Below are 17,845 nucleotides of genomic sequence, written 5' to 3' on the forward strand. Positions count from 1 at the left end.
TCGCGCCGTATGGGGGCGTGAACGAGGGGTGGTGACGTGGCGGATCGGCAGAGCTTCACCGACGTGGCGAGAGACCGTGCGCCGCTGTGGTGCCGGGTGTCGTTCCTGATGTGCGGGGACTGGGCGCTGGCGGAGGACATCGTGCAGGTGACGCTGGTGCGGCTGTACCAGCGCTGGCACCGGCTGGAGCCGGCGGGCATCGAGGCGTACGCGCGCAAGGTCATGGCGCGGTTGGTGATCGGTGCCGCCCGCCGGCCGCACCGCCGCGGCGAAGTGCTGACCACACCTCCCGAACGGCCGCACCGCGAGGCGTCCCCGGAAGACGGTGCCGACGTCCGCGCCGCGCTCGCCACGCTCGGACCGCGGCAGCGCGCCGTGCTGGTCCGGCGCTTCTACTGCGACCTCTCGGTCGCCGAGACCGCGGCGACGCTGAAGATCAGCGAGGGGACGGTGAAGTCGCAGTCCGCTCGCGCCCTGGCCACGTTGCGGACATTGCTGTCGTCCGGCCCGGCCACGCTCGATCCGGCGGAAAGGGTGCTGCCATGACGACGGAACGGGAACTGCTCGAGCGGGCACTGGGGAGCGATCAACCGCCGGTGTCGCTGGACTTCGAGGCGATCGAGGCGGAGGGCGCGCGTGTGGTCCGGCGCCGCACCAGGCTGGCTCTGGCCGGCACTGCTGTCGCCGTGATCCTCGTCGGGCTCGGCGCGACGGCACTGCTCACCCGCGGCACGCCGCAGGTGGTGACCCCGACCGCGCCCGGGCAGGTCACCACCGTGGCGCCGTTCGAGCGCGAGATCGCCTACTGCTACCGAACGGCGGACATCACCAGCAGCGAACCCAACCAGCACGTCGCCTTCGGCATCAGCGGCGCCGGCGGGGACGGCCGCGGTGACGCCGCGGCCGCCGGCGTGCAGATCTGCAAGACCGCCTGGGCCGAGGACTACTACCAGTGGCAGCAGCCGGGTCTGCCCCGGGTCGTTCCGCCGCTCGTCGCGTGTGTGCTGACGCCCGCTGTCGTCGACATCGACCGCGCGGCGGTCGGTGCCGTCGGGGTGTTCCCGGGGGACGGGACGACGTGCGCAGCGATGGGGCTGCCGGTCGCGAAGATCTAGAAAACGGGCCACGGTGGTGGCTTCGCGGCCCGGGGACGCACCGCCGAGGCGCGTGCGGGTACCGGCCCACCGCGGCGGAAGCGGCGTCGCGATTTGAGTGGTTCGTGGCCGGATGAAGGCGGTGCGGAAGCGGCGCTGCGGAGCAGCATGGGAGCCGGACAGCAAGTCCGGTCGCCAGCAGAGGAAAGCGCAGAAGCCATGTCAGAGTTCATCGCGGGTGTGGAAATTCCGGAGACGGCGGCGGTCGCCGAAGCGTCGCGGCTCGTCCGGGAGACGACCAGCCCGCTCATCTACCACCACTCGCGTCGCGTGTTCCTGTTCAGTGAGCTGCACGCGCAGCGGCTCGGTGTGCAGCCGGATGCCGAGTTGCTCTACCTGGCCGCGATGTTCCACGACACCGGCCTGTCGAAGGCGTTTTCCGAGGCGGAGCAGCGGTTCGAGGTCGACGGGGCGGATCACGGCCGGGAGTTCCTGCTCGAGCACGGGTTTTCGGCGGCGGACGCGGAGACGGTGTGGACGGCGATCGCGCTGCACACCACGCCGGGGATCCCGGCCCGGATGGGGCCGGAGGTGGCCACGACGCACCTCGGGGTGCTGACCGACGTGCTCGGGTTCGGGCTCGACACGCTGGACCCGCGGCAGGTGGAGGAGATCCTCGCGGCGCATCCACGGGGTGATTTCAAGAACGAGTTCCTGCAGGCGTTCGTCGACGGGCTCAAGCACCGTCCGGACACCACCTACGGCACCGTGAACTCCGACGTCCTGGAGCACTTCGTCCCCGGTTTCCAGCGCGCCACCATGATCGACCGCGTCCGCGGCGCCGCCTGGGCGAGCTGACCGGAACGACCATGAACACTCGAGCTTTCGGCCGAGGTGCTTCCTTCGGCTTGCTCGTCTTCGCCACCGTGCTGCTGATGGCGTCGACGAGCGCCCCGTCGCCGATCTACCCGCTTTACCTGCAGCGGTGGGGTTTTTCGGTCACGGTTCTCACCGTCGTCTTCGCCGTGTACGTCGCCGGGTTGGTCGGTGCCCTGCTGACGGTCGGCTCGCTGAGTGACCACGTCGGGCGCAAGCCGGTCCTGGCCGCGGCCCTCCTGGTGGCCGCGGCCGGCACCGCGATCTTCTGGACGGCCGGCGGCGTCGGCTCCCTGGTGGTCGCGCGCATCGTGCAGGGCGTCGCCACCGGGACGGCGACGGGCGCCCTCGCCGCCGGGCTGGTCGAGTTCTCACCGGCGGACCGGCCGCACCGGGGCCCGACGATGACCGCCGTGGGCACGAGCTTCGGCCTGGCCGTCGGCGGCGGTGTGACGGGCGTGCTCGTGCAGGTCAGTGCCCGCCCCGACGCGGTGATCTTCCCGGTGCTGACCGTCGTGTTCGTGGTCGTCGCCGCACTGGTCGTCGCCATCCCGGAGCCGGTCGTCCGGCGCACCGGAACGCTGCGGCCGCGGGTCGGCGTCCCCCGCGAATCGCGGGCCGAGTTCTTCGCCGCCGTTCCCGCCATCGTCGCGGGCTGGTCGGTCACCGGGCTGTTCCTCGCGCTCGCGCCGTCCCTGGTCCACGACGTCCTGAACGTGCGCTCCAGCGCCGCGGGCGGGCTCGGCATCGCGGTGCTGTTCCTCGCCAACAGCGTCGGCGGACTGTGGGCGGCGCGGCTCCCGGCGCGGGCCGCCACGTGGCTGGGCTCGGTGCTGCTGAGCGCAGGCGCGGTGGCGCTGGCGGCCGCGCTGGTCTTCGGTTCCACGGCGGTGTTCCTCGCCGGCTCGATCATCGCCGGGCTGGGCGTCGGCCTGACGTTCAACGGCACCCTGCGCAGCATCAGCGCAGCGACCTCCGCGGCGACGCGCTCAGCGGTGTTCTCCGCCGCCTACGTGGTGAGCTACGCGGCGCTGAGCCTCCCGTCCCTCGCCGCCGGGCTGGTGGCGCCGTCGTGGGGACTGGAGACCACGGCCTACCTGTACCTCGCGTTCATCGGCGTGCTGTCGGTGAGCGCCACCGTCCACGCCGCCCGGCGCCGGGTCGCCGGGCCGCGGCCGGTCGCGACCGCACACCAGCACTGACCCGATCGAGAAAGGAAGTTTCATGCAAGCCATCACCGTACGAGACCGTGCCGCCGGGATCGGCGGGTTCACCCTGACCGACGTGCCGCACCCGCACGCCGCCGAGAACGACGTGATCGTGCGGGTCCACGCCGCCGGTTTCACGCCGGGGGAGCTGGAGTGGCCCGCGACGTGGACGGATCGCGCGGGCCGCGATCGCACGCCGAGCGTGCCCGGGCACGAGCTGTCCGGCGTCGTCGTGGAGCTGGGTTACGGCACCACGGGCCTGACGGTCGGGCAGCGGGTGTTCGGGCTGGCCGACTGGGCGCGCGACGGGTCGCTGGCCGAGTACACCGCGGTGGAGGCGCGCAACCTCGCCCCGCTCGCGGCGGATCTCGACCACACCGTGGGGGCGGCGCTGCCGATCTCCGGGTTGACCGCGTGGCAGGGCCTGTTCGACCACGGCGGGCTCACGACCGGGCAGACCGTGCTCATCCACGGTGCCGCCGGCGGGGTCGGGTCGATCGCCGTCCAGCTCGCCCGTGAGGTGGGTGCCCGCGTGATCGGCACCGGCCGGGCGGCCGACCGCGAGGTCGCGCTCGGTCTCGGGGCCGACGTGTTCCTGGACCTGGACACCGAGTCCCTGGACAGCGCCGGCGAGGTCGACGTGGTGCTCGACGTGATCGGTGGTGAGGTCCTGGAGCGGTCGACTGCCCTGCTGCGAGCCGGCGGGACCGTGGTGACCATCGCCATGCCCCCGGCCGTGCAGCCGGAGCATGGGCGCGCGGTCTTCTTCGTCGTCGAACCCGATCGCGCCCGGCTGGCCGACCTGGCGCAGCGCGTGCGCGACGGCCGGCTGAAGCCCCTCGTCGGCGACGTGCGCCCGCTCGCCGAGGCGGCCGCCGCGTTCAGCCGCCACCGCCGCGTCCCCGGCAAGACCATCATCCGGGTGGCGGAAGAAGGAGTGACGCGGTCGTGAACGGAATGCGGATCGCCGGTGGCTTGCTGACCGCCGCGATCGCGGCCACGATCGCGGGCTGCGGCGCCTCGGCACAGCCCCAGGCCGCCCCGGCGCCGGCGACGGTTTCGACGAAGCCGTCGGAAACCCTGGCGCCGCTGCTGGAAAAAGCTCTCCCGAACGTGCCGGGTAAGACCTTCACCTCGGCGGTCGTGAGCTTCCCGCCGGGTGCGAGCGCGGTACCGCACCGCCACGGTGACGCCTTCGTCTACGCCTACGTGCTCGAAGGCGCGGTCCGCAGCGAGCTCGAAGGCGAGCCCGCGCACACCTACCACCGGGGCGAGAACTGGACCGAGCCGCCGGGCGCCCACCACGTCGCCACCGAGAACACAAGCACGACCGAACCGGCGAAGCTGCTGGTGGTTTTCGTCGCCACAACGGGAGAACAGCTCAAGGTCGACGACCTGCCGCAGTAGGCGGAGGCGGCGGGGGAGTGCAAGCCCCCGCCTCCCTCGGTGCGCGCGTCAGTACACCGTGCCCATCACTTCACGCGCCTGCGCGAGCGTGGCCTCCGCGGTGGCGGCCGCGCGAAGGTTGCCGTCGGGCAGGAGCGCGGACACCGGCGCCGGGTCCCGGGCGAACTCGGCGCGGCGCCGGCGGATCGGCGCGACGTGGTCGTTGACCGCGTCGGTCACGATGCGCTCGAGGGTGCCACCGCCGCCGGCTTCCTCGGCGATCTCCCGCGGGTCGGCGCCGCGGCACTCGGTCATCACGCGGTCCGCTCCCGGTGGTGGTCGACGACCTTCGTCGTCAGCGACAGCAGCTGTTCGCGCTCGTCGCCGCTCAGCGCTTCGAGGCTGGCTTTCTCCGCGGCGCGCGCCCGGGGCTTGACCCGCTTGAGCACTTCAGTGCCTTCGCCGGTGAGACTCAGCAGTTTCCGCCGCGCGCTGGCCGGATCCGTCGTCCGGGTCAGCAGCCCGCGGTCCGCGAGCCGCGAGACCAGGGGCGTGAGCGTGGCGGAGTCGATCATGGTCAGCGCGGTGATGTCGGTGAGGCTCGCCGCCGGGTTGTCCGCCAGCGCGAGCAGGACCGTGTACTGGGGCGGGGTGAGCTCGGTGATGCGCTCCTGCCAGCACGCGGTGGTGACCTGGACCGCCCGGCGCAGCATGATCACGTGGTTGCGCCGCAGTCCACCTTGGCGGGACACGGGATTCTCCCTCCTCGCGGGCTCGACTTCTCGTGTACGAAACTTTCGTGCACGAGTAGTATACGGCCTTGATCAACCGCCGTCACCCGGAGGAACCACCCGTGCTCGAGCTCGCGCCCCTGTTCACCCTCGACGTCCGGCTCGCCGCGCCGAAGACCGTCTACAACGGACCGCACGGCGAGCGCCGCCTGATCGACGTCCTCGGCGGGACGTTCACCGGCGAGCGCCTCAGCGGTGAGGTGCTCCCCGGCGGGGCGGATTTCCAGCTGGTCCGGCCCGACGGCGTGGCGGAGATCGACGTGCGCGCCGCGCTCCGCACCGACGAGGGTGACCTGGTTGACCTGACCGGCCGCGGCCTGCGGCACGGCCCGGCGGAGGTGCCGGCGCGGCCGGCGGCCGGGGAGCAGGTCGATCCGGCGTCGTACTACTTCCGCGAGTGCCGCTTCTTCGACGCCGGCGCCCCGCGGGTCGCCTGGCTGAACCGCGTGGTCACCGTCGCGCACGGCGCCCGCGCGCGGTCCTCGGCGAAGATCGACGTCTTCGAGGTGCGGTAGCCGGGCCCGGAGTCATCCGGAGCGGGCGACGCGCAACTGTGCTCCCACGCGTCATCGTGTCGACCCGACACGGTCGTGACCGCGGTGGAGGTAGGGATGACAGCGACAGCCAAGGGGCCTGACGCACGGCCGGCGGACGTACTGGTCGTCTTCGGCATCACCGGCGATCTGGCGAAGGTGATGACCTTCCGTTCGCTCTACCGGCTCGAGGCCCGCGGCCTGCTCACGTGTCCCGTCGTGGGCGTGGCGGCCGACGACTGGGGGCTCGACCGGCTGGTCGAGCGGGCCCGGTCGTCGATCGAGGCGACGGGAGAACTCGACAAGGAGGTCTTCGACCGGTTCGCCGCGAAGCTGTCCTACGTCAGCGGCGACTTCACGGATCCGGGCACCTACGAACGGGTGGGCGCCGCCGTGAACGGCGCCGCCACTCCGGTGTTCTACCTGGAGATCCCGCCGTTCCTGTTCGGCCGCGTGGTCAAGGGGCTGTCGGAGGCCGGGCTGACCGGCGGCGCCCGGCTCGTCATCGAAAAACCGTTCGGGCACGACCGCCAGTCCGCGCGCGACCTGGCCGACGAGCTGCACCAGTACGTCGACGAGTCCCAGCTGTTCCGGATCGACCACTACCTCGGGAAGATGGGGCTGGAGGAGATTCTCCACCTGCGCTTCGCGAACGCCATCCTCGAACCGCTGTGGAGCCGCAACTACCTCGAATGCGTGCAGATCACCATGGCGGAGAGCTTCGGCGTCGAGGACCGCGGCCACTTCTACGACCCCGTCGGCGCGCTGCGGGACGTCGTCGTCAACCACCTCATGCAGGTGGTCGCGGCCGCCGCGATGGAACCGCCCTCGCGAGGCGACCCGATGACGCTCAAAGACTCGCAGGTCGGCCTGTTCCGGGCGGTGGCGGAGGCCGATCCGGCTCACTACGTGCGCGGCCAGTACGACGGCTACCTCGACATCGACGGCGTGGCCCGCGATTCGGCCACTGAGACGTACGCGGCGCTGCGGCTCGACATCGAAAACTGGCGCTGGGCCGGGGTGCCGTTCTTCATCCGGACCGGCAAGCGGCTGCCGGTGACGCAGACCGAGCTGCGGCTGGTGTTCAAACGTCCGCCCCGGCTGGGTTTCGGGCTGTCCGGGACAGCGGAGCCGAACCAGCTGGTCCTGAGGCTCGACCCGTCGACCGGGGTCCGCATCCAGGTCGACGCGCACCGCGCCGACCTGGCCGGGCTCGCGCCGATCGAGCTCGACATGGAGTTCGCACAGGAGGGCGGCGAGGGTCCGACGCCGTACGAGACCCTGCTGCACGCGGCGATGATCGGGAACAGCATCCGGTTCTCGCGCCAGGACAGCGTCGAGGAGGCCTGGCGGGTCATGCAGCCGTTGCTCGACGCACCGCCGCCCGTGCACAGCTACAAGCCCGGCAGCTGGGGTCCGGAAGCGGGCGCGCACATCACGGCCGGCTTCGGCGGCTGGCGGGCACCCTGGACGTAGCGGCGAGCGGGCTCAGCCGAGGCGCGCCAGCAGGTGGTCTCCCACGCGCAGGGCGTTCGCCATCGCAGTCAGCGCCGGGTTGACCGCGCCGATGCTCGGGAAGAAGCTCGTGTCGACGACGTAGAGGTTGTCGACTTCGTGCGCCTGGCAGTCGGTGTCGAGGACGGAGGTCGCCGGATCGCGCCCGAACCGCACCGTGCCGGCCTGGTGCGCGCAGCCCGCAGCCGGCACGTCGTTCTTCATGTAGACGTCCCGGGGGATCAGGTGGTGCGGGTGCAGCCCCAGGTGGTTCAGGTGTTTTTTCACCCTGCGGTACAGCTGCTCCATCGGTTCCTGGTTGTTCGGGGTGTAGCTGAGCTTGACGTTCCCGTCCCGGCCGAGCGTCACCCGGTTGCCGGGCTGGGGCAGGTCTTCGACGGACAGCCAGAAGTCGACCGCGTGCTCGGCCACGTCGCGCAGCGCGAACGTCGGCGCCAGTGCCGTCGCGATGGGCTTTTCACCGCGGTACATCGGTGCGGACGACTTGCCCACCATCTGCACGTTGCCCATCGGGAACGCGAAGTCGTCGTCGCCGAAGTAGTAGTCGTTCAGCCCCAGCGTCTTCTGGAACCGCGTGTCGTTCTTCTCGGTCGAGATCGCGAGGAACGCGCGGCTGTTGTGGAACACGTAGTTGCGCCCGACCTGGTCCGACCCGTTGGCGAGGCCGCCCGGATGCCGGTCGTTCGCGCTCGCGAGCAGGAGCTTGGCCGAGTTGACCGCGCCCGCCGACACGACGACGACGTGGGCGGAGAAGCGCTGCTCGGCACCGTCCACGTCGGCGACGACCGAGGTCACCGTCCGCCCGGATTCGTCGGTCTCCAGCCGGCGCACGTGCGCGTTGCGGATCAGCGTCACGGTGTCGTGTTCGATGGCCGGCCGCACGGCGATGACCTCGGCGTCGGATTTCGCGTGCACCAGGCACGGGAACCCGTCGCACGTGGCGCAGCGGATGCACGTGCTGAACGCGGGCCGGGCCTCGTCGAGCATGATCCCCGACGGCGCGTGGAACGGGTGCAGGCCGGCGGCGGTCAGGTCGTCGAACAGCCGCTGGATGCGCGGTTCGTGCGACACGGGCGGGAAGGGGTACGGCGCGGACGCCGGCGGTTCGGTCGGATCCTCGCCCCGATTGCCGTGCACCTGGTAGAGCTGCTCGGCCTGCGTGTAGTACGGCTCCAGCTCGTCGTACCCGATGGGCCACCCGGGCGAGACGCCGCCGTGGTGGCGGAGCTCGCCGAAGTCCTGGCGGCGGAGCCGGTACAGCGCGGCTCCGTAGAACTTCGTCGCCCCACCCACGAAGTAGTGGACCTGCGGCTGGAACGGTTTGCCCCGGGCGTCGAACCACTGGTCGGGTGAAATGTAGCGGTTGTCGACGAACACGGCTTCGGCGTCCCAGTTTTCCGCTTCTCGCGGCAGCCAGTCGCCTCGTTCGAGGATCAGGACGCGCTTTCCCGAGGGCGCGAGCCGGTGCGCCAGGGTGCCGCCACCGGCCCCCGATCCCACGATGATGACGTCGTAGTGCTCGGCCATGCCGTTTCCTCCTCAGGAATTGCCGGCTGTCGTCGCCGAGCCGCCGCGCGCCGCGCGCCCGGCTGAGATGTGCGGGGCATCGGCGGTGTCGTCTTCCCAGACGATGCGTTTCGGCTTCGCGGACCATTCGACGATCGCCGCGTGGTCGCGTTCGAAGTAGTCCCAGGCCCAGGACATGAACGCGTCGACCTTGCTGTGCACGCCGCTCAGCAGCATCGCGTGGACCCCGAGCCAGGCCGCGAACGCCAGCGGGCCGTCGACCTGGTGGCGGTGCTTGCCGACCTCGGCGACGGCGGCGTTGCGACCGATCATGGCCATGATGCCCTTGTCCTTGTAGTGGAACGGTTTCGTCGGCTGCCCGCTTCGCTCGCGCAGGATGTTGGCGGCCGCCCACTCACCCGACTGCTGGGCTACCGAGCCCAGCTGCGGCAGCGTCGCTCCGTGGTGTGCCGGGATGTTGGCGGCGTCGCCGACCGCGTACACCCCCGGAAGTCCCTCGACCGTCAGGTCGGGCAGCACGTCGACCCGCCCGCCCCGGCCGGTCTTGAGCCCGGCGGCGGCTTGCACCACGGGCGCCGCCGACTCGCCCCCGCCCCAGATGACGGTGCGGGTGGGGATGGCGCTGCCGTCGTCGAGCTCCACCCGGTCGGCGTGCACCGACGCGACCCCCGTGTCGAGGCGCGGCTCGGCGCCCTGCTCGGTGAGCCGCTCGTACGCGTACTCGTGCGACCGGTCGGAGAGCGCGCCGAGCAGCTTGCTGCCGCGGTCGATCAGGAAGATCTTCCCGGACGCCGGGATCCGTTCCATGGTCGCGAGGGCGGTCATCAGCTCGGTGAGCGCGCCGGTGATCTCGACGCCGGTCGGCCCGCCGCCCACGACGACGATGTCGAGGGCGTCCTGGTCGAGCTCCCCGGCCGCGACCGCGCGCAGCAGGTCCTGCACGTGCAGCCGCAGCCGCTCGGCGTCGGCCACCGAGTAGAGCGGGAACGCGTGCTCGGCGGCGCCGGGGACCCCGAAGTACTCGGGCTGCGCGCCGGCCGCGATCACGAGGTGCGAGCCGCTGATTTGCTCGCCGCCCGACAGCGTCAGGCTGAGGTTCGCGACGTCGAGGTCCGTCACGTGCGCGGTGCGGACCTCGACCGTCGGGAGGTCGTGGAAGATCACCCGGTGCGGACGGGCGATGTCCTCCGCGGGCAGCTGCGCGGTGGCGACCTGGTAGAGCAGCGGCTGGAACTGGTGGTAGTCGTTGCGGTCGACGAGCGTCACCCCGATGCCCTCGTCTCCGAGCCGCTGCGCGCACGCGACGCCGGCCAGCCCGCCGCCCAGCACCACGACGTCCCGGCTCTCGGCTCCCGGCCCGGTCACAGCGACAGCTCCTTCAGGTAGTCGGACAGGATGATCCGGCTGGCCGCCTGGATCAGGGCGAGGTGGGAGAACGCCTGGGGGAAGTTCCCGAGGTGCCGCGCCCGGTCGACCTCGAACTCCTCCGCGTACAGGCCCAAGGGCGACGCGATCCGCAGCAGCCGCTCCATCAGGTTCGTCGCCCGGCCCATCTCGCCGACCACGGCGAGCGCGGAGACCAGCCAGAACGAGCAGATCAGGAACGTGCCCTCCTTGCCGGACAGCCCGTCGTCGGTTTCGTCGGTCCGGTAGCGCAGGACGAAGCCGTTCTCGCTCAGCTCCTGGTCGATCGCGTCGACGGTCTTGCGCATCCGTTCGTCGGTGCCCGGCAGGAACCCGAAGAGGGCCGCGAGCAGGGTCGAGGCGTCCAGCGCGTCGGTGTCGTAGTGCTGCCGGAGCACGCCGCGGTCGCTCACCCCGTGCTCGAGGATGTCCGCGCGGATCTCGTCCGCCGTCGAGCGCCACTGGCTCGCGAGCTTGTCGTCGTCGCGGATGTTGGCCAGCTTGGCGGCCCGGTCGAGTGCCACCCAGCCCATCAGCTTCGACGACACGTAGTGCTGCGGTTTGCCGCGGGCCTCCCAGATGCCCTGGTCCGGATCGCGCCACGCGGCGGTCGCACACGCTGCCTGCGACTGGACCAGCGGCCAGAGCCGGCGCGGCAGGTGCTTGCTCCTGGCGGTGTGCAGCAGCAACGAGTCCAGGACCGCGCCGAAGACGTCGTTCTGGCGCTGGTCGAACGCGCCGTTGCCGACGCGCACCGGCCGGGCACCTTCGTAACCGCTCAGGTCGTCGCGAGTGGACTCGGTCAGATCCCGGCGTCCGTCGATGCCGTACATGATCTGCAGGCCACCGTCGGTGTTCGGGTCGAGGTCGGCGACGAACTGCATGAACTCGTCGGCTTCCCAGTCGAGGTTCAGGTAGTGCAGCGCCTGGAGCGTGAACGTCGTGTCGCGGATCCAGGTGTAGCGGTAGTCCCAGTTGCGCTCACCGCCCGGTGACTCGGGCAGCGATGTCGTCAGCGCCGCGACCGTCGCGCCGGTCGGCATGTAGGTCAGGCCCTTGATGGTGAGCGCCGAGCGCTCGATGGGGTGGCGCAGGGGGTGGTCCGGGATGCGGGCGCGGGCGAGCCAGGTGCGCCAGAACTGGATCGTCGCGTCGATCCGGGCCTGCGCGTCCTCGACGTCGCTGGGCGACGCCAGCCCCTCGGCCCACGACAGTGCGCAGAACGCCTTGTCGCCCTTGGCCAGCACGTGCCGAGCCCGCGCCGCGCCGCCCTCGATGCCGATGAGCATGTCGGTGCTCAGCCGGAAGGTCTGCCCGGCCCCGGTCGCGTCGGCGGTGTGGTCGTCGTCGCCGACGATGGTCCAGACCGCCGGCACCCGCCCGTAGTCGAACGCCGGCTCGCAGACCAGTTCGACCTCCAGCGCACCTTCGAGACATTCGACGGTGCGCACGAGCAGGTGGTCGGCGTCGTAGTCGGCGGGCGGCCTCGTGTGGGGCGTGACGGTGTCGCGGGCGCGCCGCGGACCCATCGTCAGGGCGTCGTGCACCATCAACCAGCCGCGCGGTGTGTGCCAGGCGGTGGTCATGACGTTCGTGCCGGGCACGTAGGCGCGTGCGGTGGGCACGTTGATCCCGTACGGACCGAACCGGAACGAGCCGGCTCCGCGGTCGAGCAGGTTGCCGAAGGTGCTCGGGGCGTCGAACGCGGGCAGGCAGAGCCAGTCGACGGAGCCGTCCGGTGCGACCAGCGCACCGGTGTGACAGTTCGACAGGAACGCGTAGTCCGCGATCGGCGGGAAGGGCGACGTCGTGGAACTCACGGAGGCTCCTTCACAGTCGTGACGCGCGAAAGCGCGCGCCTGCTTCGACGATCGGGGGACCGGGCTGCGCGGCAATCACCCTTCGCGGGTGATTGCGGCACGCCTCAGCCGGCCTCGGGGCCGGCGACGTCCTCGACGCCTTCCTCGGGCAGCAGCCGGCGCTGGTCGAGCACGTAGAGCAGCACGAAGCCGGGAACCACGAGCAGAACCAGCAGGCCCGTCACGACCACCAGCGCGGCCAGGGTTCCGGTGGGCGCGGCGGCAGCGGAAACGGTGAGCGTCGGCGGCAGGAGGTACGGCCACTGGGCGAAACCCCAGCTGGCGATGACCGACGCCACCGCGACGACGGCGAGCACTCGCGCCCCGCGGGGGGAATTGCGGATCAGCAGCACCAGAGCGCCGAACCCGCTCAGCACGCTGAGCACGACCCAGGGCAGCGCCCACGAGAGCAGGCGGTCGAAGACGGGCGAGGCCGACGAGCGCAGGACGACGAAGCCGATCACCGCCGCCACGGCCGCGACCACGGCGGTCACCACGGCGCGGCGGCGGAAGTAGGCCACGAGCACGGCGTCGTCCGCGAGCCGGGCCTCCCGGACGAGGTACACCGCCGCCAGGTACGCGGCCAGCACGACCGCCAGCACCCCGGTCACGATCGAGGTCGGGTTCAGCCAGCTGTCGACGGGATCACCGGCCTCCCCGCCGGCCGGCACGTGACCGGACGCGATGCCGCCCGCGATCGCGCCGAAGCAGAACGGCACGAGCACGGACGAAAGCGCGAACGCGCCACCGAAGACACGGCGGAACCGGACGGTGACCACCGTCTTGCGGAACGCGAAGCTCGCGCCGCGCAACACGATCCCGAACGCCGCGATGGCCAGCGGGACGAACGCGGTCAGGGTGATCGACTGGAACGCCGAGGGGAAGGCGGACCACGTGACGACCAGGATGAAGATCAGCCAGACGTGGTTGGCCTCCCACACCGGGCCGATCGAGTGCTCCACCAGGTGGCGTGGCGCCGCACCCCGCTCGGGCCCGCCGGCGGTCAGGTCCCAGAATCCTGCGCCGAAGTCGGCTCCGCCGAACACCGCGTAGGTCGCGATGGCGATCAGCAGCACGGCCGCGACGGCGGTGCTCACGGCTCGGGCTCCCCGGTCTTGGCCGGCTCGGGTTTCTTCGCCGGGCTGTACGGCGCGTCCAGCTCGACGAATCCGCCGGCGCGGCGGAACCGCCGGCTCATCGAGCGCAGCACCACGATCGTCGTGACACCGAGCGCGAGGTAGAGCACGAGCACGGCGATGAAGGTGATCCAGACGCCCGTGTTCCCCGTCGCGGCGGCCTCGACCTTCATCAGGTTGTAGACGATCCACGGCTGGCGGCCGACCTCGGTGACCACCCACCCGGCCTCCATCGTGACGACCGAGAGCACGCCCGTGCACGCCGCGGCGCGCAGGAACCACTTGCTCGCCGGCATGTGCCGCCGGAACAGCCAGATCGCGCCGTACCAGAGCGCCAGCAGGAACAGCAGGGTCCCGAGCCCGACCATCACGTCCCAGGCGAGGTGGACGATGTTGGCCTCCAGGATCGTCGGGCGCGCGTCGGGCGGCACGATGTCGAGCCCCTGCACGACGGTCGAGCGACCGGTGGAAGGGTTCGACAGCCACGACGCGAGGCCCGGGATCGGGATGCCGCCGGTGACCGTGCCGTCCGCGTTGAGGTGGCCCAGCAGTACCTCGGGCACGTCCGAGCTGGTCGTCGGCACCAGTTCGATGGCGGCGAACTTGACGGGCTGGTCGCTGTAGACCCAGCGCGCCAGGGTGTCGCCGACGATGATCTGGATGGGTGTCGCGATGGCGGCGACGGTGAACGGGATGAGGAACCCGAGTTTGTGGTAGCGATCGGTGCGGCCGCGCAGCATCCCGACCGCGTACACCGAGGAGATCAGGAACCCGCCGACCAGGTAGGCGGCGACGACCATGTGCGCGGCCTGCAACGGCATCGCGTCGTTGAAGATCACCGCCACCGGATCGACGTCGATGATCTCGCCTTGCGCGTTGGCCGTAAACCCGGACGGGGCGTTCATCCAGGCGTTCGCCGCGACCACGGAGATCGCGCCGAACACCCCGGCGACGGCGATCGGCACGCCGGTCCAGAAGTGCGGCCACGGTTTCAGCCGCCGCCAGCCGAAGATGTAGATCGCGACGAAGATCGCCTCGGTGAAGAAGAACAGCCCCTCGAACGCGAACGGCACGCCGAAGGCCTCACCCCAGGTCCCCATGAACCGCGGCCACAGCAGCCCGAACTCGAGGCTCAGCACGGTCCCCGTCACCGCTCCCACGGCGAACGTCACGGCCATGTACTTCGACCAGCGCTGCGCGAGCACCAGCGCCGCGCGGTCGTCGTGCCGCAGCGCCCGGTAGTTCGCGATCAGCACCATGAACGCCCACGACACCCCGAGCGGCACCAGGATGATGTGGAAGGCGAGGGTGAACGCCATCTGCGAACGCGCCCACGGAACGGGGTTCACCCCGGCGGCCATGGTCGCCAGGCCGGTCAGCGTCTCGCCCACGGTCACCTCTGCCTGCCAGGGCACGACCGCGGCCGCGCCGAGGGTTCGCCGGTTGCGGCGATGCCCCGACCCTGACGGCTCCCGCGCCCGCCGGGCATCACCTCGCGGGGATGACGTCGGCCGGAAACCCGAGCGGCCGCAGCGCCCGGACGTCGCCGGGCCGCCGCGGGAAGACGGCGCTCACCGCCCCGGTGTCCGGTGCGGGTCCGCCGACTTCCCGGGTTGCCGATTCACCGACGGCGTTTTCGGCTGTGAGCGGCGCGAGCCGTACCGGGATCCGTGGTGAGCTGGGGGTGGCGCAGCATCAGGTCCCGCAGGTAACCGGCTTTCGTCTTGCGAGCGACAGCGATGAACCCCGTGAGGCTGGGGGCTCGGTCGCCGGAGCGCCAGGCGAGTGCGAGTGGCCGGTGGGGGAGCGGTTCGGCCATCGCGATGAAGCGGACTCCGTGCCGGCCGAGGTTGGCGAACGACGTCGGCAGGAGCGCGATTCCGGTCCCGGCGGCCACGAGCGCGAGGATCGTCTGGATCCGCGGGGATTCCTCGGCGACCGGGGGCTGGATGTCGTGCTGCCGGAACAGCTCGACGACGTCGGCGAACGTCGTACGGGCGGCGGCCCGGGTCCAGAGCACCACCGGTTCGTGGGCGAGGGTCGCGGGGTCGATCAGGTCTTGCCCGCTGAGCGGGTGATCGTCGGGCACCACCGCGGCCAAGGGATCTTCGATGAGGGTTTCCACGGCGAGAGCCGGTTCGTCGATGGGACCGCGCAGGAATCCGACGTCGAGTTTGTGCGCGAGCAGCTGCGCCACCTGCTCGTGGCTGCCGAGCTCCGTCAGCTCGAGCTTGACGTCGGGGTACTCGCGGTGGTGGGCACGCATGATGGTGGCGAGCACACCGTTGACCGCCGCCTGCAGGGCGCCGATGCGCACCTGCCCGAGCTGTCCGGTGGCCGCCCGGCGGGCCGCCGCGAACGCCCGTTCGCTGTGCACCAGGGCGAGCCGCGCTTCGGCGAAGAGCGCCTCGCCGGCGTCGGTGAGTTCGATCGGCCGTCGGGAGCGGTCGATGAGCTCGGCGCCGAGTTGCTGCTCGAGCTTGCGGATCTGCTGGCTGAGCGGTGGTTGCGCGATGTGGAGGCGATCGGCCGCCCGCCCGAAGTGACGTTCCTCGGCCACCGCGACGAAGTACCGGAGCAGCCGCAGCTCAGGGTCCGCCATATCCACAGTGTATCGACCTGCGTAGTGAATGTCGGATTTGGTGATGAGAACTGTTATATCCACCGGATATTCGAGAAGACCACACATGTCTTGGACGGTCTACTCGGCGGCGGTTACGGTCGGGGAAGCCGGCCGGTGGACCTGATCGCCGGCTCGCCGCCGGCCGCGAACGTCCGCCGTCTCGAGGAAGTGATATGCAGCTCTACGAGGCTCTTGCCGCGGCACTGATCGATCTCGACGTCCGTCCGCTGTTCGGGGTGATGGGCGACGCGAACATGGCCTGCGTCGCGGAATTCCGGGAGCGCGGCGGGCAGTACGTGGGCACGGCGCACGAGGGTGGCGGGGTCGCCATGGCCGACAGCTGGGCACGCGCCACCGGCCGGGTCGGGTTCGCGACGGTGACGCACGGACCCGGCGTGACCAACACCATGACCGCGGTGGTGGAGGCGGTGCGGAGCCGAACCCCGGTACTCGTGCTCACGGGCGAAACCCCGGCGGAGCCGACCCATTTCCAGCGGCTCGACCTGCCCGCCTTCGCCGCGGCGGCGGGGGCCGGCCACGAGCGCGTCTACCGGCCGGAGACGCTGGCTCGAGACCTCGAGCGGGCGCTGCGCCGCTGCGTGGCCGAACGCCGGCCGGTGGTGTTCGACGTTCCGCACGGGTTGCTGCAGTCGCCCGTCGAGGATCTCCAGCGTGTCCGGGCGCCGGCCCGAGGTGAGCGGTGCGTTCCCGGTGAAGCGGACCTCGACGCAGCACTGGGGCTCATCGCGGCGGCGAACCGGCCGATCGTGCTGGCCGGGCGGGGAGCGGTCGAATCCGGCGCGCGCGAGGCCCTCGTGGACCTCGCCGGGGTTCTCGCCGCTCCAGTCGCGGCCTCGGTGCTGGCGAAAGACCTCTTCCGCGGACAGCCCGGCGATCTGGGCATCTGCGGCACCCTCGCCCACGGCCCGGCGAGCGCGGCTCTCGCCGAGTCCGACTGCGTCATCGCGTTCGGCGCGAGCCTCAACGTCTACACCTCGTTGCGGGGTGAGCTCTTCGCGGGCAAGAAGATCGTCCAGATCGACCACGATCCCCGCCGGTTCGGCTGGTACACGCCGGTGACCGAGGCCGTGGTGGGTGACGCCGAAGCGGTGGCCTCGGCGATGGCCGCGACGTTGCGCGAAAGCGGGCGCACGCCCAGCCGGGCTTGGCTCGAGCGGGTGCGAGCCGAGGTGAGTGCGTTCGAGCCCGGCGCCGAGTTCACCGATGAGTCGGGCGGTGACACGGTCGACGTCAGGACGGCGGCACTGCGTCTCGACCGGATCCTGCCCGCGCGCCGGAACCTGGTGAGCGACATGGGCCGGTTCGTGAACGCCGCGTGGCGGCACCTCCACGTTTCCGACGCGCGCGCTTTCACCACGATGGGCGGCTTCGGTGCGGTCGGGCTGGGGTTGGCCGGGTCCCTGGGGATGGCTTTCGCCCGCCCCGGCGAGCCGACTGTGTGCACCATCGGCGACGGCGGCTTCATGATGAACCCCGCCGAACTGGCCACGGCGGTCCGCGAAAAACTTCCGCTCGTCGTCCTGGTGTTCAACGACGGCGCGTACGGCGCCGAGTACCACAAACTGGCGGGCTACGGCATCGATCCCGCGCATTCCTACACCTCCTGGCCCGATGTTCGGGGGGTGGCGGAAGGACTCGGCGCGCGAGCGGTTTCCGTGCGGAAACCGGAGGAGTTCGACGCGATCGAGGGGCTCGTCGAGAACCTCGACGGGCCACTGGTCGTCGACATCCGGCTGGATCCGGCGGTCGACATCGCGTCCTGACGCAGAGGAGTGCACGAGTGACCGGCGGCATCATGGACGGCACCGACGAAACGCTCGCCACGGAAATCGCGGTAACCGGGCGGGTGGTGCTCGCCGAGATCGCTGTCGC

At 71.2% G+C, this 17,845-nt stretch carries 17 protein-coding genes; 9 read left to right on the forward strand and 8 right to left on the reverse strand.

Annotation, left to right across the window (positions count from 1 at the left end; all coding sequences use genetic code 11):
• Positions 1-36: 36 nt before the first annotated feature.
• The 6 genes from ACIA77_RS32840 (at position 37) to ACIA77_RS32865 (ending at position 4,585) form a co-directional block, all read left to right on the forward strand.
• Positions 37-546, forward strand: coding sequence for an RNA polymerase sigma factor (locus tag ACIA77_RS32840; RefSeq protein ID WP_395889914.1), 510 nt, complete (start codon positions 37-39; stop codon positions 544-546).
• Entirely contained in the window at positions 543-1,115 is a 573-nt protein-coding gene (locus tag ACIA77_RS32845; RefSeq protein WP_395889915.1) for a hypothetical protein, read from the forward strand. The genes ACIA77_RS32840 and ACIA77_RS32845 overlap by 4 nt, the downstream gene beginning before the upstream one ends.
• Positions 1,116-1,313: 198 nt before the next feature.
• On the forward strand, positions 1,314-1,952 hold the full coding sequence (locus ACIA77_RS32850; RefSeq protein WP_395889916.1) for an HD domain-containing protein: 639 nt from the start codon (positions 1,314-1,316) through the stop codon (positions 1,950-1,952).
• 11 nt (positions 1,953-1,963) lie between these two features.
• Complete coding sequence (locus tag ACIA77_RS32855; RefSeq protein WP_395889917.1) at positions 1,964-3,172, forward strand: MFS transporter; 1,209 nt, start codon at positions 1,964-1,966, stop codon at positions 3,170-3,172.
• Between the two features lie 22 nt (positions 3,173-3,194).
• On the forward strand, positions 3,195-4,130 hold the full coding sequence (locus ACIA77_RS32860) for an NADP-dependent oxidoreductase (protein WP_395889918.1): 936 nt from the start codon (positions 3,195-3,197) through the stop codon (positions 4,128-4,130).
• 5 nt (positions 4,131-4,135) lie between these two features.
• Positions 4,136-4,585: a cupin domain-containing protein gene (locus ACIA77_RS32865; RefSeq protein ID WP_395890055.1), complete on the forward strand. Its 450-nt coding sequence runs from the start codon at positions 4,136-4,138 to the stop codon at positions 4,583-4,585.
• Positions 4,586-4,633: 48 nt separating this feature from the next.
• Here the strand turns inward: ACIA77_RS32865 and ACIA77_RS32870 are convergent, their stop codons facing one another.
• The gene (locus ACIA77_RS32870; protein WP_395889919.1) at positions 4,634-4,879 is read right to left on the reverse strand and encodes a hypothetical protein; all 246 of its coding nucleotides are present in this window, start codon (positions 4,877-4,879) and stop codon (positions 4,634-4,636) included.
• Complete coding sequence (locus tag ACIA77_RS32875; protein WP_395889920.1) at positions 4,879-5,316, reverse strand: MarR family winged helix-turn-helix transcriptional regulator; 438 nt, start codon at positions 5,314-5,316, stop codon at positions 4,879-4,881. Before ACIA77_RS32875 ends, ACIA77_RS32870 begins: the two co-directional genes overlap by 1 nt.
• Positions 5,317-5,384: 68 nt before the next feature.
• Here ACIA77_RS32875 and ACIA77_RS32880 point away from each other — a divergent pair, with 68 nt between their 5' ends.
• Both ACIA77_RS32880 and ACIA77_RS32885 read left to right on the forward strand, forming a co-directional pair.
• Complete coding sequence (locus tag ACIA77_RS32880) at positions 5,385-5,870, forward strand: DUF3237 domain-containing protein (protein WP_395889921.1); 486 nt, start codon at positions 5,385-5,387, stop codon at positions 5,868-5,870.
• A 96-nt stretch (positions 5,871-5,966) separates the two neighbouring features.
• Complete coding sequence (locus ACIA77_RS32885; RefSeq protein WP_395889922.1) at positions 5,967-7,364, forward strand: glucose-6-phosphate dehydrogenase; 1,398 nt, start codon at positions 5,967-5,969, stop codon at positions 7,362-7,364.
• Positions 7,365-7,376: 12 nt separating this feature from the next.
• Here the strand turns inward: ACIA77_RS32885 and ACIA77_RS32890 are convergent, their stop codons facing one another.
• The 6 genes from ACIA77_RS32890 to ACIA77_RS32915 form a co-directional block, all read right to left on the reverse strand.
• Entirely contained in the window at positions 7,377-8,930 is a 1,554-nt protein-coding gene (locus ACIA77_RS32890) for a GMC family oxidoreductase (protein WP_395889923.1), read from the reverse strand.
• Between the two features lie 12 nt (positions 8,931-8,942).
• A complete protein-coding gene (locus tag ACIA77_RS32895; protein ID WP_395889924.1) occupies positions 8,943-10,295 on the reverse strand; it encodes an NAD(P)/FAD-dependent oxidoreductase in 1,353 nt (450 codons plus the stop codon).
• Complete coding sequence (locus ACIA77_RS32900; RefSeq protein ID WP_395889925.1) at positions 10,292-12,154, reverse strand: glycoside hydrolase family 15 protein; 1,863 nt, start codon at positions 12,152-12,154, stop codon at positions 10,292-10,294. The genes ACIA77_RS32895 and ACIA77_RS32900 overlap by 4 nt, the downstream gene beginning before the upstream one ends.
• 104 nt (positions 12,155-12,258) lie before the next feature.
• Entirely contained in the window at positions 12,259-13,290 is a 1,032-nt protein-coding gene (locus ACIA77_RS32905; protein ID WP_395889926.1) for a cytochrome d ubiquinol oxidase subunit II, read from the reverse strand.
• Positions 13,287-14,720, reverse strand: a complete 1,434-nt coding sequence (locus ACIA77_RS32910) for a cytochrome ubiquinol oxidase subunit I (protein ID WP_395889927.1) — start codon at positions 14,718-14,720, stop codon at positions 13,287-13,289. The genes ACIA77_RS32905 and ACIA77_RS32910 overlap by 4 nt, the downstream gene beginning before the upstream one ends.
• A gap of 230 nt (positions 14,721-14,950) precedes the next feature.
• Positions 14,951-15,931: a LysR family transcriptional regulator gene (locus ACIA77_RS32915; protein WP_395889928.1), complete on the reverse strand. Its 981-nt coding sequence runs from the start codon at positions 15,929-15,931 to the stop codon at positions 14,951-14,953.
• A 194-nt stretch (positions 15,932-16,125) separates the two neighbouring features.
• Here ACIA77_RS32915 and ACIA77_RS32920 point away from each other — a divergent pair, with 194 nt between their 5' ends.
• Complete coding sequence (locus tag ACIA77_RS32920) at positions 16,126-17,736, forward strand: thiamine pyrophosphate-binding protein (protein ID WP_395889929.1); 1,611 nt, start codon at positions 16,126-16,128, stop codon at positions 17,734-17,736.
• Positions 17,737-17,845 lie beyond the last annotated feature (109 nt).

This window comes from Amycolatopsis sp. NPDC051903 (assembly GCF_044452505.1).
GTDB lineage: Bacteria > Actinomycetota > Actinomycetes > Mycobacteriales > Pseudonocardiaceae > Amycolatopsis.